This is a genomic window from Cedecea sp. B1(4), from assembly GCF_059414925.1.
The window spans coordinates 520830-536712 of the sequence record NZ_JCAHMZ010000002.1; the positions used below are offsets into that span (position 1 = coordinate 520830).

Genomic DNA, 15883 nt, shown 5'->3' on the forward strand with positions numbered 1-15883 from the left:
CAGATGTACTTCCAGTCAACGTAGGTATGGTTAAAAATCAACATGTCTTACTTGATAAAGAGGGGGCATCGTCTGTTGAGACCCGTTTACCGATATCCCTGAGCTGAGAAAATTTTTCAAGGAGATGAGGGGCGTCATCCAGGCTAGTTGAAAACATCCACATATATGTCATGACGGAATAAATATGTCCGGCATTAATTCCAGACTCCAGACTCATCATGATAATAGTCATGGAAAAGAGGGCAGAAACCAGAATTCCTATGGATAAATATCCCCATGCTTCTCTGTCAGATAATATTACACGCAGACGGGCAAGCATATCATAGTGTCTTTTTAGAGCCCCAAGTGATGCCTTATTAACATAATCAACCTCTTTTTCGAGTCGATTATTAATACGCTGATATAACGTCTCGTTTTTATGGGCATAGCCGGAGACAAAACACATCAGTATTGCCACAATGATCAAACAGGTTATTCCTGTCCAGAATTCAATCCATAACAGCATTATTGCTGCACCAAAAAGGGAAATTATCGAGGTGATCAATACAGGCAGGTGCAATTCGAAGAAATCCACAAATTCTCGTGATAGTGTTACTCTCGCAGCAATAGTCGAGTGATTAAGTAAATATTTTCGCTGGGATAATACTACAGTCACAGCAAGGCCTGCGTAGATACGTGCAAACGTTCGTGTATCTACACTACGCCTAGCTGCGCCCATGCACCACATTAACAGAACCATCAGGCCATAAAAGGCCGCACGTGATGTCTGTCCTGCTAGGATGGCATTAATCGCCATGCCCGCGAGGACGGGATAAAGCAGGAATGCAACGTTTTCAGCAATAACGAGCATGAAAGTAATGCACAATTTCTTTCTGTGCCGGTAGGCGAGTCTCTTAAGCGAGATAGCAACCCCGGGGGCCGTGGATCTGTTGTTTTTGTCTTTATAAATCATGATGAATTTTAATTACGCATCGTAGAATAAAACCATTTAGCAATGGCTTAATTATCCAGTTTAGGTGTAAATGAAGTGGCATAATATATTCGATAATAAAAGATATATGTTAAGTATAACGTTTTGATATCAATAGCGAATGGACAGATTATGGAGGATATGTGTAGTTACATCAAAAGTCGCCCATCGCGCTGACAATAGCTAGAGTCAAATCAATCTAAATCCTAAGAACACAGGAAATCCGCAAAAAAAGATTACTAAAAAACACTCGAAATAAAAAACAATATCATAAATATCCGGCATGGTTTTAAAAATTAGATGTAATAAGATGATGATGTGTGCGAATGTCAGGATTAATCCGGTTGTTATGACAATGAGGTATTTTAACACCCCGGGATTTTTCTGGATAATGAATGAAAATGCTGAAATAAATATCAATACGCGGAACAATGCGGAGAACGGCAATGTTGAGTCTACTTTTTCATTGATCGCATGCGTAAGATAAAACCAAGAGTGTAACAACCCCCATGAAATAATAGAAAATATAATCGAGGCAATAAAATTCTCGCTTCGAAAAATAGCTTTAGTTATCATTGTTACATTCCTTACTCAGCAACATAAATTACAGCCCTAAGCTTTTCTTGGGTGACGATTTTTACTGAGCTATGTTGATTGATTATTTCTGAAATGTGTAGCTAGTATGGAGAGCTGACTGTGTAAATATCTTCTAAATATTATATGAACTTTATTAAAAAATTCCTGTCGAAACAAATTGACCTAAAAATGACGTTGTTAATTAAGTGCTAAATCTTTAAACATGACTATAAAAGGCATTTCACGCTAAAATGCATGCTGTCATCGGTACTCTGGAAGAAAAAATGAACAACAACAATCTGATAATCGTCGCAGAAGACGATGATGACATCGCCGCCATACTGACAGGCTACTTACACAAGGCGGGCATGAAAACCCTAAGAGCTGAAGACGGTGAGCAGGCTATAAACCTTACTCGTCAACACAAGCCTGACCTTCTGCTGCTGGACATTCACCTGCCCGTTTACGATGGCTGGAACGTTCTTACAACGTTAAGAAAGGAAACTGATGTCCCCGTCATAATGGTTACAGCACTTGATCAAGACGTTGATAAACTGATGGGCCTACGGCTCGGGGCTGACGACTATGTGATAAAACCCTTTAATCCATCAGAAGTTATTGCCAGAGTTGAAGCTGTACTTCGCAGAACCAGACCGGTTGCAGAGGCTACACATACACGGCCTTTAAGAACTCCTTTTTTAACGATTTATCCTGATGAATTTTACGTTGAAATCACTGCAGAAGGTGAGGTTTCCACGCCAGTATTAACCACCACTGAGTTTAAGCTTCTGACCTATCTGGCGAGAAACCCGAGAAAAGTCTGTTCGCGTGAAGAGTTACTCGATGCGTGTTTGCCGGAGGGTGACTCTATGGATCGCACTGTAGACAGCCATATGAGCAAACTTCGGAAAAAGCTTGAACATGCCGGACTGAAAGGCATTCCCGAAAGCATCCGAGGATTAGGCTACCGGTTAGGTGACAAAAAATGAACAAAGAAGCGATCCTGAGCCGTCAGATTTTGACATATATGTTGTCGTTAACATTTGTGATCATTGCCATTGCTGTACTCGGTTCGTACTTATTTTATAGTTTCTTAATTGACTACCTGCCAGGAGGCATGGTCGTAGACAATCAAGATAACATGACTTTCCTGGACTGGATGTGGATCTTGATCGCCTCCATCACCAGTCTGGTGGTTTCACTCTTTTTTACCGTAAAACTGTCGGCAAGAATATTAAAACCCTTGAATGATGTGGCTTACAGCCTGAAACAAATATCTCAGGGAAACCTGAGCGCGAGAGCATTTAGCCGGGGCTCGCAGTTAGGTGAGATGAATAAACTCGTCGATGACTTTAATGAGATGGCGGAAAAATTGCAGACGTTGGATGCTCAGAGAAATTTATGGAATGCTGCCATCGCGCATGAACTCCGGACACCGGTGACTATTTTACGGGGGAGGCTTCAGGGACTGGTTGACGGCGTGTTCGAACCAGAACTGCCGCTATTCAGAAACCTCCTTAAGCAAACTGAAGGTCTGACTAACTTAATCGAGGATCTTCGTGTCGTGAGCTCGTCAGGAGGGGCAGGATATTCCTTGACGCTCAGTGAAGTTGATCTTGCAATACTGATCACCGGTGCGCTTGATACCTTTTTGCCTGACTTTGAAACAAAACGCTTTAACATAGTGACTGAGCTTACATGCCAGCGTTGCATCTGCGATCCTTTACGTATTATTCAGTGCCTGACTGTTATTTTTGACAATGCTTTAAAATATTCCGCACCACAAATGCTTTTAGTGAAGAATGGTATTGTGGGAAGCGATAATTTCATTATCGTTCAGGACAAAGGACCTGGAATTCCTGAAGAACTTCAGAAGTTCTTATTCCAGCCTTTTCAGCGAGGAGAATATGCCAAAAATATTAATCCAGAGGGTTGTGGTTTAGGATTATCGGTAGTAAAAGCTATTATGCGCGCCCACGGTGGAGATGTTAGCTATAGCATAACACAAGAAAATGGATCACTTTTCAAACTATCATGGCCTGCCCTAGGGCATTAACATACTGTCTCAATATAGCTTTTTTAGCAAGAGACATATCCCATATATTACCGAGTTTAGCGTCCCAAATTGCTGGGGTGATTTTAAGCTTATCTCTTTCGGGACTTAACGTTATTTCGCTGAAACAGAGTTTAACATAACTGCAGGAGAGGTGGATTCTATGCGTGACTGCATAATCCTTTTTCGGCACGTAATAAATATAATCAGCGTTTGTTTGCCCGTGATTTATATGTCCTGAGTGATGGTGTGTATTTCCACAGCAGCGTTTTCACTGCTCTGAGTGAAACCGGTGAAACCTGCGATAAATATCGGGTGAGCCGTATTATTTAACTGAACCTGATCAAAGTCATGCGCAGCTATAAAGCATCACGTCTCATATCGGAAGTTCTCCATTTTCTGTTCCTAATCGAGCACTTTAACCGGATGTACCGGACAGAAGTCCAGTTCAAGGCACTGAATGAAGCGCGGGAATTCACAGAGCGCTGGCTGGCCGAATATAACAGCGAGCGACCTCATGAATCTCTGAATAATCTGACGGCGGAAGAATACCGGCTGATGGCTAAATCCCCGGAAGTCTCAAAAAGTGTGTGGAACTAAAACAGTTGTACTTAAAGACTGACCCCGCCAACTAAATTCCTACGAACTTCAACGCGTTTGGGCTATCTTCAAAAAAACATCTTGATCCATATCTAAAACCACAGATACTGTATATAAATACAGTTGTATTTATGTGGTGCATCAATCATGCATAAGACTCTCTACAGTGTTACCTCTATAACCCAAAACAGTTGTATTTTCTCTAGGACTGACAAGATATGGGCAGAATGAGTTCATATGGGAATCCGGCTCAGGATTATGTTGAGCAACGTATCGATCTCAATAAGCTGCTGGTGCGCAATCCCGGCGCGACCTACTTTGTGAAAGCAGCAGGGGATTCGATGGTGGAAGGCGGGATTGGCGAAGGTGACTTGCTGATTGTAGACAGCTCAAGAACGGCATCACAGGGCGACATCGTGATTGCCGCCATTGATGGGGCATTCACCGTGAAGCGTCTGCAGCTTCGCCCCACGGTGATGCTCCTGCCGATGAATAGCGCCTGGGCACCGATTCCGGTCACCGATGAGGTGCCACTCGATATTTTTGGTATCGTTACTTTTATCATCAAAGCCGCGAGCTAAGCATGTTTGCGCTGGTGGACGTCAACAGCTTCTACGCCTCCTGCGAAACGGCATTCCGCCCGGATTTAGCCGGAAAACCGGTGGTGGTCTTATCCAATAACGACGGCTGCGTCATCGCCCGCTCTGCGGAAGCCCGGCCCTTTGTCAAAATGGGTGAACCTTTTTTTAAACAGAAAGAGGCGCTCAGGCGGCATGGCGTGCTGACGTTTAGCAGCAACTACGAGCTGTATGCCGACATGAGCGAGCGGGTGATGGGCGTACTTGAAGAGCTGCTGCCCAGGGTCGAAATTTACTCCATCGACGAGGCATTTTGTGACTTAACGGGCGTGAGCACTTGCTACAACCTGAAGGCCTTTGGCCAGACGATCCGTTCGACCATTCGCCAGCGCACCCGCCTGACGGTAGGCGTGGGCATCGCACCAACAAAAACGCTGGCTAAACTGGCAAACCTCGCGGCAAAAACGTGGCAGGAGCGAACCGGCGGTGTGGTTGATTTATCCCGGCCTGCGCACCAGCGCTGGCTTATGGCACAGCTTCCCGTGGGCGAAGTCTGGGGCGTGGGGCGGCGGCTGTCGAAAAAACTCGACGCCATGGGCATCAAAACGGTTTTACAGCTTGCTGACGCGGATATTCGCTTTATTCGGCGGCACTTCAGCGTGGTGCTGGAAAGAACCGTGCGCGAATTACGCGGCGAGTCATGCCTTGAAATGGATGAGTTCTCTGCCGACAAACAGGAGATCATCTGCAGCCGCTCGTTCGGGGAGCGGATTACCGAGTATGAGGCTATGCGCCAGGCGATCGGTAGCTACGCCAGCCGGGCGGCGGAAAAACTGCGGGCTGAGCATCAATATTGCCGGGTGATCTCTGCCTTTGTGAAAAGCAGTCCGTTTGCCGTGAACGAACCCTATTACGGCAACTGCTCGTCCGTCTCGCTGTTCATTCCCACGCAGGACAGCCGGGATATTATCCAGGCCGCGCTGCAGAGCCTGGACGCTATCTGGCAGGCGGGGCATCGCTACCAGAAAGCCGGCGTTATGCTGGGGGATTTTTTTAGTCAGGGTGTGGCGCAATTCGATTTATTCGACAAGCATGTTCCACGCCCTAACGGCGAAAAATTAATGACCGTGCTGGACTTTCTGAATCAAAAACAGGGCAAAGGCACGCTCTATTTTGCCGGGCAGGGCATACAGCAGCCGTGGGCGATGAAGCGCGACATGCTGTCGCCGCGCTATACCACTCGCTATGCCGATCTGCCCATAGCGCGGGTTTGCTAGCGGCCAGGCCGTTTAATCAATACCCACTTCACCTTCAATTTCAACGGCAATATCAAAAGGCAGTTCAGCCAGACCTACAGCGGAGCGGCTGTGCGCGCCCACGTCAGGGCCGAACACCGTGAGGATCACCTGAGAAAAACCATTAATGACCGCCGGTAGTCGGGTAAATCCGGGGGCGGCATTGACCATGCCAAAGACCCGATTCCAGGATGAAATACGGTTCAGATCGCCCAGGGAACGGTGCAGACTGCCAAGAATCGACAGCGCCGTCAGGCGGGCGGCTTCACAGGCTTCCTGCTCGCTAACCTCGCCCCCGACTTTCCCGCGGGGCGCGTATAAAGAGCCATCCGGGTTTTGCGGCCCGTGCCCCGAGATATAGGCCCGGTTCCCCACGATCCTGACCGCCTCGAAAGGAAAAACAACGCCCGGGGGAGGAACCAGCGCCGGTGGCAATGACCATCCCTGCCCGGTAAGACGAGAATAAACATCCGACATAAAGTCTCCTGTGATGGTATTAGCTTTCAGTTGGGGTTAAACGCACGATAGCGGAACGGGAATCGGATCGCCACACACCGTGACGCGTGGGCCGCCAAGATCGTTCCAGCGGAATAAATTCAGGTGCCAGCCATCGGGAATACTTCGGGAACGGTCGATAATGCCATCGGCATTGGAGAAGCGAGCCTGGTCAGCATTTTGCCAGGAAGGTGGTTCGATATTTTGCTGCAGTGCGCTGAGCCAGCAATGATTAGACAGATCTCGGTTGATGCCTAAAGCCAGGCATGAATATTCATCTCGCTGGTCCAGCACCCGCGCGCCTTCGACATACAGTGGGACGAGCAGCCGCGGCTTGCCGTCTTTTTGCATATGGGCGGCAACCGCCAGCCTTGCCCACTCACGTACCGGGCTCATATAAAGAATTGTTTGCCCTGGTCGATGGTAACGCCCTGGGGAATCGGGCCGAGTGCGCGAAAGCACGCTACTGAGGAACTCCGCCGGAACGGCGCGGAAAAAGAAACCGCTGACGTTTTTGAAATGAAGGTGGTTATCGGACACAATGACACCTGGTTTGCTCAGAAAATTAGCAACCCTAGTTAACCAGAACGTTGTGACAGAATTGCCATCGCAAAGACCGAAGCGTCTGTGATGATCGTGCTATGGCCAGAATAGTTTCGCCGCTGAACTTTTTCTCAACCGGCCTGTCAATATCACAGCAAGTATCATGGGAGAGTGTTTCGAAGTGAAAGGATTGTTGACAGCATTAATACTCATTGCCAGCTTTCTGATTGGTTGTGCGATGTATTACAAAGTGGGCTGCTGGTTTGAAGATGACATCATCAATTTTTACGCCGGAGACGAAGGGTAAGGGTTGAATAACTGCGCAAGGCATCATTACCCGGAGTGTTTAACCTTTAAAGACGGAAAACTTTTTGGTCAGCGGTTTGAGTTTTTCAGTTTCACCGTACAGCGCGATGCCAACAAAATCGAGCTCAGCGAAAGGCGTGTCGCGCGTATCTTTGATCTGCTGCTCAGAAGAGTGCGACAGCATGGTGGTGGTAAAGAAGTTATACAGCACGCCTTCTTCCCTGCATTTTTCCAGCGCTGTTGCCAGCTGGTTGCTGTTTTTAGACTGAAGTACAACCACTGGATAATGGTTCATCCAGGCGCTTAAGGCGCTATCCTGGTTAGGATAGTCATGAAATACAGGCTCATCGACTTTAAGCATAATACCGCCGCACAGGTGGCCCACGGCATTCATTTGCACGCTGACGTCGGCAGTGCGGTTCACGATGACATACAGCTTATAGTCATTATCTTCGAACATTCTGGCTCCTTGTCTGTTTAATCTTCTGCTTTGGCTGCTGATTTAGCTTAGGGCGAGAAGCTTAAGCATAGTAATCGTTTTTTTATCCCCGTTCCTGTTGGCGATCAATCTTTAATGCACATGGAAAGTCATTCAAATATCAATCGTTATATATTATTTTATATAGCGATTAATAAGGAGAACAAATGGAACTTTACGTCTTTTATGTGGGCGGCAATGCCGGAAAATCCAATATCGAAGTGCATGACGTCCAGTTTGTGGCTGCAGAGAGGCCAGAGGACGCGTGGCCCGCGCTGCGGGCGGCCTGGTTTGGTGACAAAGATAAAATCCATATCGACGGATACGGCAAGCTGCGCTGGGCCGACGGCTACCGCATTAGTCTTTCCGATAAACCCGTTGAGCAAACGCCAAAGCTCTTTTTTGTGAACGTCGGTGGCTACAGCCCGAAAACGCTGGCGGAGCTGCATGACTTTGATTTCTTCGTGGCTGAAAATCCGGCCCAGGCAAAAGAGAAGGCGATTGCCAACCTGCTGGTCGAAAGCTACCAGCAGCACAAAGACAACCTGAAAGATGTCGATGACTGCCTGCTGTTAGAAAGCGTGGGGGATTATTTTATCCATCTGGAAAAAGCGGAGCAGGGCGAACGCTTCAGGCCAGAATGGCAGGGCTATTTGCCGATTAGCGAATAGCGCTTCCATTCCCAATGGAAAACGGTGCCTTAGCGAAAGGCACCGTTTTTACTGTTTCACTCGTTAACGCAGCAAAATTGATAAACTCACGCCTGAATCACGCGAATCTGCTAGCATACGCGCCTGCCCGTTATTATTAAGAGATGACCATTGTGACCGCTTTTTCCGCACTGAACGCTTTACCTGAAGCACAACTCGCCAACCTTAGCGAACTGGGGTATCACGAAATGACGCCCGTTCAGGAAGCGGCCTTGCCCGCCATTCTGGCCGGAAAAGACGTCCGTGCTCAGGCCAAAACCGGCAGCGGCAAAACCGCCGCTTTTGGCCTTGGCCTGCTGCAGCACATTGATGCCAGCCAGTTTTTAACCCAGTCGCTGGTGCTGTGCCCAACCCGCGAACTGGCCGACCAGGTCGCCAAAGAGCTGCGTCGCCTGGCGCGCTACATGCCAAATATTAAAATTTTAACCCTGTGTGGTGGCCAGCCGTTTGGCGTACAGCGCGACTCGTTACAGCATGCGCCGCACATTATCGTGGCCACGCCGGGCCGCCTGTTAGATCACCTGAAAAAAGAAACGGTGAAGCTGGAGGCTCTGCAAACGCTGGTGCTGGACGAAGCCGACCGTATGCTGGACATGGGCTTCGCCGACGCCATCGATGAAGTTATTGCCCATGCGCCGGCCAAACGCCAGACGCTGCTTTTCTCCGCCACCTGGCCTGCAGCCATTGCCGCTATCAGCGGGCGAATTCAGCGCGACCCGCAGACTATCGAAATTGATACCGTTGATGAGCTGCCGTCCGTTGAACAGCAGTTTTATGAAATCTCCCGCGGGGGCAAAATCGGCCTGCTGCTGGCGCTGCTCAGCAAGCATCAGCCGGCGTCCTGCGTGGTGTTCTGCAACACCAAAAAAGATTGCCAGGCCGTATGCGATGCGCTGAACGAGCGACATCAAAGTGCGTTAGCGCTGCACGGCGACATGGAACAGCGCGACCGCGACCAGACGCTGGTACGTTTTGCCAACGGCAGCAGCCGCGTGCTGGTGGCAACAGACGTTGCGGCTCGTGGGCTGGATATCAAAGCGCTGGAAATGGTCATTAACTACGAGCTGTCGTGGGACCCGGAAGTGCACGTTCACCGCATTGGCCGTACCGCGCGAGCCGGGCAAAGCGGGCTGGCTATCAGCTTCTGCGCCCCGGAAGAAGCGCAGCGCGCGAGCGTGCTGGCTGAAATGCTGAATCTTTCGCTGAAATGGCAGCAGGTGCCGTCCGGCGTTTCCGTGAAGCCGCTGGAAGCGGAAATGGCGACGCTGTGCATTGACGGCGGCAAGAAAGCCAAAATGCGTCCGGGCGATATTTTGGGGGCGTTAACCGGCGATATGGGGCTGGAAGGTGCGGACATCGGCAAAATCGACGTCCACCCGATCCATGTTTACGTTGCGGTGCGCCAATCCGTGGCGCGTCACGCGTGGAAACAGCTGCAGCAGGGCAAAATCAAAGGTAAGTCAGTGAAGGTTCGCCTGCTGAAGTAAACGCGTTTTCTCCTCCGCCTGACCTTCTCCCCATAGGGGCGAAGGTATCTGAAACGGGATGTGCGTGTTTTCCCCTCTCCCTTTCAGGGAGAGGGCCGGGGTGAGGGTAATTGCCCCGATTACTCGCTAACCTTCTCCGCTTTACCCGCCAGCTGCGCCAGGAAATCGTACCGCTTCTGCAAATCGGCGGCGGCATCTTTCCACAGCTGCTCGGCAACTTCCGGCTGCTGGGCGTTCAGGCGGCGGAAACGCTGCTCCTTCATTAACGTATCGGCCAGCGCATCGGACGGTGGACGGGAATCCAGCGCCAGCGGCACCTTGCCTTCATCAGCCCTACGCGGGTCGAAGCGATAAAGCGGCCAGAAGCCGGTGGCGGTCAGCTGGCGCATCTGATCGTGGCTCAGCGCCAGATCGTAGCCGTGCTCTTCGCAAGGGCTGTAGGCGATGATCAGCGATGGACCAGGATAAGCCTCCGCCTCCTGAATGGCCTTCATCGTCTGGTTCAGCTGTGCCCCCAGCGAAATCTGCGCGACGTACACATGGCCGTACATCATCATGCTGACGCCCAGATCTTTACGTGCTTTACGCTTGCCGTGCTCGCCAAACTTGGTGACGGCGCCCAGCGGCGTGGCTTTAGACGCCTGGCCGCCGGTGTTGGAGTAACACTGCGTATCCAGCACCAGAATGTTGACGTTTTCGGTCAGGCTCAGCACGTGGTCGAGGCCACCGAAACCGATGTCATAGGCCCAGCCGTCACCACCAATCAGCCAGATAGATTTCTCCACCAGCGCGTCGGCATCGGTGAGCAGCTGGCGGGCATCAGCATCGTCAATGTTCGCCAGATGTTTACGCAGCTCGGCAACCTGTTCACGGCGGACTTCCGGTGTTGCTTCCGCGTGAAGCTGCTCATTAAGCTCGGCCGGAAGTTTATCGGCAAACTGGCCCAGTAAACGCATGACGCGGGCGCGGTGCTGATCCACCGTCAGGCGGAAGCCCAGTCCAAACTCGGCGTTATCCTCAAACAGCGAGTTAGCCCAGGCTGGCCCGCGGCCGTTTGCGTCGGTGGTGTACGGCGTGGATGGCAGGTTGCCGCCGTAAATAGACGAACAGCCAGTGGCGTTAGCGATCAGCATACGGTCGCCGAACAGCTGGGTCAGAATTTTAATGTACGGCGTTTCGCCGCAGCCGGAGCAGGCCCCGGAGTATTCAAACAGCGGCGTTAACAGCTGCGAGGTACGAATATCGATGCGCTCCAGGCTGGTGCGATCGATTTCCGGCAGCGCGAGGAAGAAGTCATAGTTCTCTTTCTCTTCTTCAACGTGTTCAAGGCGAGACAGCATATTAATTGCCTTGATTTCCGGGTTCTGGCGATCTTTGGCCGGGCAAACTTCTACGCAAAGGTTACAGCCGGTGCAATCTTCCGGCGCTACCTGCAGCACGTATTTCTGACCGCGCATATCCCGGGACTTCACGTCCAGCGACTGCAGGGCTTCCGGGGCGCCTTCCATTGCCTCAGGCTGAACCACTTTGGCACGAATAGCCGAATGCGGGCAGGCGGCGACGCAGTGGTTGCACTGGGTACAAATATCCGGCTTCCAGATAGGAATTTCTTCGGCGATGTTGCGTTTTTCCCAGCGGGTCGTGCCCATCGGCCAGGTCCCGTCAGGCGGCAGGGCGGAAACCGGCAGGGCATCGCCGAGACCAGCGAGCATCGCGGCGGTAACGGTTTTCACAAAATCAGGTGCGGCGTCGGAGACGACCGGCGGACGCATCGCGCTTGCCGGGTTAACGTCCTGCAGAGGCACTTCGGCGAGGGAGTCACGAGCTAGCGCCAGCGCCTGCCAGTTACGCTCGACGATCTCCGTCCCTTTACTGCTGTAGCTTTTGGCAATCGCGCCCTGCAGCTCTGCCAGCGCGGTGTCGCCAGGCAGGATCTGCGTCAGGTGGAAGAATGCCATCTGCATTACGGTGTTGATACGGGCACCAAGATGACACTCGCGGGCGATCTTCGCCGCGTTAATGACGTACAGGCGAGCCTGCTTCTGATTGAGCACAGCCTGAACTTCCTGGGGCAGGCGGCTCCACACCTCGTCGGCGGCGTAAGGCGTGTTCAGCAGGAAAATACCGCCGGGCTTCAGGCGCTCGGCCATCTGGTACTTGTCGATAAACTGCAGCTGGTGGCAGCCAACGAAATCGGCTTTCTCAATCAGGTAGGTGGAGTTGATCGGCTGCTCGCTCACGCGCAGGTGAGAAACCGTCAGCCCCCCGGCCTTTTTGGAGTCATAAACGAAATAACCCTGGGTAAACCACGGCGTGGAGTTACCGATAATTTTGATATTGTTTTTGGTGGCAGACACGCTGCCGTCGCTGCCCAGGCCATAAAACAGCGCTTCGAGTTTAGCGCGGTTCGGCAGGGTATTTTCCGGCAACGGCAGCGACAGGTTGGTCACATCGTCGTAAATACCCACGGTAAAACGCGGGCGCGGCTTGGCTTCGCGAAGCTCATTGAAAATAGCCAGGACGCATTCCGGGCCGAACTCTTTGGATGACAGCCCGTAGCGGCCCCCAATCACGCGAGGCAGCGTTTCGCGCTCGCCACGGCTTACGGCCTCGGCAAGCGCGGTCATCACGTCGAGATACAGCGGCTCAGCAAGGGCGCCCGGCTCTTTAGTGCGGTCAAGCACCGCCACCTGACGCGCGGTTTGCGGCAGAACTTCCAGCAAATGTTCGGCGGAGAAGGGGCGGTACAGGCGCACTTTGAGCACGCCGACTTTTTCGCCCCTGGTCAGCAATTCATCGACAACTTCTTCGCAGGTGCCGACGGCGGAGCCCATCACGATAATCACGCGCTCCGCTTCCGGGTGGCCGTAATACTCAAACGGACGATAGCTACGGCCGGTGGTGGCGGCAAAGTCGTTCATCGCCTGTTCAACGTGCGCGTAAACCGCGTTGTACCACGGGTTGGTCGCTTCGCGGGACTGGAAGTACGTGTCCGGGTTGGCCGACGTCCCGCGAATCACCGGATGCTCCGGGTTCAGGGCGCGGGCGCGATGTTCATCGATCTCTTTTTGCGGCAGCAGGCCGCGAAGGGTATCGTCCGCCAGCGGCACAATTTTGTTGATTTCGTGCGAGGTGCGGAAGCCGTCGAAGAAGTGAATAAACGGCACGCGGCTTTTCAGGGTCGCAATATGGGAAATCAGTGCGAAGTCCTGCGCTTCCTGGACGCTGCTTGCGCACAGCATGGCGCAGCCGGTCTGGCGCACGGCCATCACGTCAGAATGATCGCCAAAAATGGAAAGCGCGTGGGTGGCCACGGTGCGCGCGGCAACGTGGAGAACGAATGGCGTCAGCTGGCCCGCAAGCTTGTACAGCGTCGGGATCATCAGCAGTAAGCCTTGCGATGACGTAAACGAAGTGGAAAGCGCCCCGGTTTGAAGTGCCCCGTGCACCGCGCCAATCGCGCCTGCTTCAGACTGCATTTCGACTACGCGAGGGACATCGCCCCACACGTTCTTCCTGCCGTCGCCCGACCAGGCATCCGCCTGTTCCGCCATTGTCGAGCTGGGAGTAATCGGGTAGATGGCAATTACTTCGCTGGCACGAAACGCCACGGAGGCGACTGCGCCGTTGCCGTCGATAGTGATCATAAGACACCCTTACATTGCGCAAAATAAAGGGACTCGCCTGAAAGCCTGGAGCCCCGTTGTAATTCCTCAATTATAGTGTGTCCACCCTGGCCATTAGAAGTTATGGGCCTGCCGAGTGCACAAATTGATCCACGATTAACAGTGAAATAACCTGGGGACGTACTGCGCTGAATCATAAAAGGAATGAAGGATGCTCAGAAAACTCTGATGTTTTGGCTTGAAAGGTGATGTAAGCCACAAAAACCAACACATTTTATTGCGTTATGCTCTCGACGCAGCGGGAGCCATGCGCCATTATGCAAAGGTTTTGCATATTCAGACGGGAGAGAGAAGCCATGCGCGCTGCGTTTTTAGCCGGTTGTGCCGCACTGTTATTATCAGCTTGCAGTAATGAACCCCCTCAACAGGCCACTGCGGCCCACGTCCCTCCAGGCCTCAGGGCGGCGATGTCCAGCCAGGGCGAAGCGAACTGTGCGATGATTGGCGGTACGATGAGCGTTGCGCGTCAGCTGGACGGCAGCGCGATTGGCATGTGTGCCATGCCGAACGGCAAGCGCTGTAACGAAAACTCGCTTGCCGCTGGCACCTGTGGAAGCTACTGATTAATTTACGAGATCGGCCAGTTTGTACGTCAGCGTATGCTGGCCGCTCTTCAGCACCAGCTGCTGGTTAGCCAGAGAAACCTTGGCTCCGCTGGTCAGCATGTCATTAATGCGGTGATCCAGGTCGTTCAGCTGCGGCTCAACACAAAGCATCATCGTCATGCCCATACCTTTCACCTTCAGCGTATTGTTCTCGAGTGTCGCCTGGCCCATAAAGCGGTTACACATCGCGCCAGAAATATGCATGTTTTCACCGAAGCTCAGCTCAGGCGCGCGCTTGCTGTTTTTCACGTCCAGAGGCTTACCGTCTACGCTCTCCAGCACAAAGCGATGGTGCTGCAAATCTTGTGCAGTCACGCTGCCTTTATCCGCCGGTTGGGCACAGCCCGCCAGTACAACGCTTGCCAGCATCAGTGAAGCAAACTTTTTCATCTCTTCTCCCTAAGGTTTATGTGTCATCAATGAAAGCGCGCCACTTTCGCAGGATGTGGCGCATGAATCAGTAAGGATATTCTTAAAAGCAGCCAGCCTCCTGCGAGAGGCGGGCGGAAAATCAATTCAACTGGTTCGGGCAAGGCTCGCCTTTTTCCAGCTGACGCAGGTTTTCAAGCGTCGTTTCGGAAATGCTGGTCAGCGCCTCCGCCGTCAAAAATGCCTGATGGCCGGTAAACAACACGTTGTGGCAGGCGGAAAGGCGGCGGAACACGTCGTCCTGAATCACGTCGTTAGACTTATCTTCAAAGAACAGATCGCGTTCGTTCTCGTACACATCCATGCCTAGCGCGCCGATTTTCTGGTGCTTGAGCGCGTCGATGGCGGCCTGGGAATCAATCAGCCCGCCGCGGCTGGTGTTTATCACCATCACGCCGTCTTTCATTTGATCAAAGGCGGAGTGGTTGAGCAGGTGATAGTTTTCCGGCGTCAACGGACAGTGCAAGGAAATAATGTCGGATTGCGCAAACAGCGTTTCGAGATCGACATATTCCACGCCTAAATCCAGCGCCGCTGCGCTCGGATACGGATCAAACGCCAGCAGGCGCAGGCCAAACCCTTTCAGGATACGCAGCGCGGCAACGCCGATTTTCCCGGTGCCGATCACGCCTGCTGTTTTGCCGTGCATGGTAAAACCGGTTAAGCCTTCGAGCGAAAAGTTGGCGTCACGTGTGCGCTGGTAGGCGCGATGAATGCGACGATTAAGGCACATCATCATCCCGATAGCGTGTTCAGCCACGGCTTCCGGCGAGTAGGCAGGGACGCGAACCACCGGCATACCAAGCTCTTTCGCTGCGTCCAAGTCGACGTTGTTAAAGCCAGCACAGCGCAGCGCGATAAACTTAACGCCGTGTTTTTTTAGCTCTTCCAGCACCGGGCGACTACCATCATCATTAACGAAAATACACACACCGTCGCAGCCGTTGGCCGTTTTGGCGGTTTTTTCGCTCAGCAGGAAGTCAAAAAATTCAAGATCAAAGCCATATTCCTGGTTAACCTGCTCCAGATACTTTTTGTCGTACTGTTTTGTGCTATAAACCGCAAGTTTCAT

13 protein-coding genes and 3 pseudogenes are annotated in these 15883 nt (G+C 51.9%); 8 read left to right on the forward strand and 8 right to left on the reverse strand.

The window, feature by feature from the left end:
* Nucleotides 1-37 precede the first annotated feature (37 nt).
* A complete protein-coding gene (locus ACR6JA_RS05880; RefSeq protein ID WP_494493053.1) occupies nucleotides 38-952 on the reverse strand; it encodes an ABC transporter six-transmembrane domain-containing protein in 915 nt (304 codons plus the stop codon).
* An 878-nt stretch (nucleotides 953-1830) separates the two neighbouring features.
* On the opposite strand from ACR6JA_RS05880, the gene ACR6JA_RS05885 reads away from it, so the two are divergent.
* Together ACR6JA_RS05885 and ACR6JA_RS05890 are read left to right on the forward strand one after the other, a co-directional pair.
* Entirely contained in the window at nucleotides 1831-2535 is a 705-nt protein-coding gene (locus ACR6JA_RS05885) for a response regulator (RefSeq protein ID WP_494493054.1), read from the forward strand.
* Nucleotides 2532-3602 carry an ATP-binding protein gene (locus tag ACR6JA_RS05890; RefSeq protein ID WP_494493055.1) on the forward strand — a complete coding sequence of 357 codons (1071 nt, stop codon included), beginning with the start codon at nucleotides 2532-2534 and terminating at the stop codon, nucleotides 3600-3602. Before ACR6JA_RS05885 ends, ACR6JA_RS05890 begins: the two co-directional genes overlap by 4 nt.
* On the opposite strand, the pseudogene ACR6JA_RS05895 reads toward ACR6JA_RS05890, so the two are convergent.
* Nucleotides 3571-3729 (reverse strand): annotated as a pseudogene (locus tag ACR6JA_RS05895) (hypothetical protein); the annotation flags it as partial. The gene ACR6JA_RS05890 and the pseudogene ACR6JA_RS05895 overlap by 32 nt on opposite strands.
* A gap of 278 nt (nucleotides 3730-4007) precedes the next feature.
* Here ACR6JA_RS05895 and ACR6JA_RS05900 point away from each other — a divergent pair.
* The 3 genes and pseudogenes from ACR6JA_RS05900 to umuC all read left to right on the forward strand — a co-directional run.
* Nucleotides 4008-4199 (forward strand): annotated as a pseudogene (locus ACR6JA_RS05900) (integrase core domain-containing protein); the annotation flags it as partial.
* A 236-nt stretch (nucleotides 4200-4435) separates the two neighbouring features.
* Nucleotides 4436-4780, forward strand: a pseudogene (gene umuD, locus ACR6JA_RS05905) (translesion error-prone DNA polymerase V autoproteolytic subunit); the annotation flags it as partial.
* 2 nt (nucleotides 4781-4782) lie between these two features.
* Nucleotides 4783-6054 (forward strand): translesion error-prone DNA polymerase V subunit UmuC, encoded by a 1272-nt coding sequence (gene umuC, locus ACR6JA_RS05910; RefSeq protein WP_494493056.1) that lies wholly within the window; start codon nucleotides 4783-4785, stop codon nucleotides 6052-6054.
* A 12-nt stretch (nucleotides 6055-6066) separates the two neighbouring features.
* Here the strand turns inward: umuC and ACR6JA_RS05915 are convergent, their stop codons facing one another.
* The 3 genes from ACR6JA_RS05915 to ACR6JA_RS05925 form a co-directional block, all read right to left on the reverse strand.
* Nucleotides 6067-6549, reverse strand: coding sequence for a RidA family protein (locus ACR6JA_RS05915; RefSeq protein ID WP_213714516.1), 483 nt, complete (start codon nucleotides 6547-6549; stop codon nucleotides 6067-6069).
* A 36-nt stretch (nucleotides 6550-6585) separates the two neighbouring features.
* Nucleotides 6586-7107, reverse strand: coding sequence for an RES family NAD+ phosphorylase (locus ACR6JA_RS05920; protein WP_213714514.1), 522 nt, complete (start codon nucleotides 7105-7107; stop codon nucleotides 6586-6588).
* A gap of 349 nt (nucleotides 7108-7456) precedes the next feature.
* A complete protein-coding gene (locus tag ACR6JA_RS05925) occupies nucleotides 7457-7876 on the reverse strand; it encodes a DUF2000 family protein (protein ID WP_494493057.1) in 420 nt (139 codons plus the stop codon).
* Nucleotides 7877-8061: 185 nt separating this feature from the next.
* On the opposite strand from ACR6JA_RS05925, the gene ACR6JA_RS05930 reads away from it, so the two are divergent.
* Nucleotides 8062-8565 (forward strand): DUF1543 domain-containing protein, encoded by a 504-nt coding sequence (locus ACR6JA_RS05930; RefSeq protein ID WP_213714511.1) that lies wholly within the window; start codon nucleotides 8062-8064, stop codon nucleotides 8563-8565.
* A gap of 152 nt (nucleotides 8566-8717) precedes the next feature.
* Complete coding sequence (gene dbpA, locus ACR6JA_RS05935; RefSeq protein ID WP_213714510.1) at nucleotides 8718-10091, forward strand: ATP-dependent RNA helicase DbpA; 1374 nt, start codon at nucleotides 8718-8720, stop codon at nucleotides 10089-10091.
* Between the two features lie 119 nt (nucleotides 10092-10210).
* Here the strand turns inward: dbpA and nifJ are convergent, their stop codons facing one another.
* Nucleotides 10211-13738, reverse strand: a complete 3528-nt coding sequence (gene nifJ, locus ACR6JA_RS05940; RefSeq protein ID WP_213714508.1) for a pyruvate:ferredoxin (flavodoxin) oxidoreductase — start codon at nucleotides 13736-13738, stop codon at nucleotides 10211-10213.
* Nucleotides 13739-14073: 335 nt separating this feature from the next.
* Between nifJ and ACR6JA_RS05945 the strand changes: the two genes are divergently transcribed.
* On the forward strand, nucleotides 14074-14340 hold the full coding sequence (locus ACR6JA_RS05945) for a putative hemolysin (RefSeq protein ID WP_008461385.1): 267 nt from the start codon (nucleotides 14074-14076) through the stop codon (nucleotides 14338-14340).
* Here ACR6JA_RS05945 and hslJ read toward each other — a convergent pair whose 3' ends face one another.
* Complete coding sequence (gene hslJ / locus ACR6JA_RS05950) at nucleotides 14341-14772, reverse strand: heat shock protein HslJ (RefSeq protein ID WP_494493058.1); 432 nt, start codon at nucleotides 14770-14772, stop codon at nucleotides 14341-14343.
* A 121-nt stretch (nucleotides 14773-14893) separates the two neighbouring features.
* The gene (locus ACR6JA_RS05955) at nucleotides 14894-15883 is read right to left on the reverse strand and encodes a 2-hydroxyacid dehydrogenase (RefSeq protein WP_008461388.1); all 990 of its coding nucleotides are present in this window, start codon (nucleotides 15881-15883) and stop codon (nucleotides 14894-14896) included.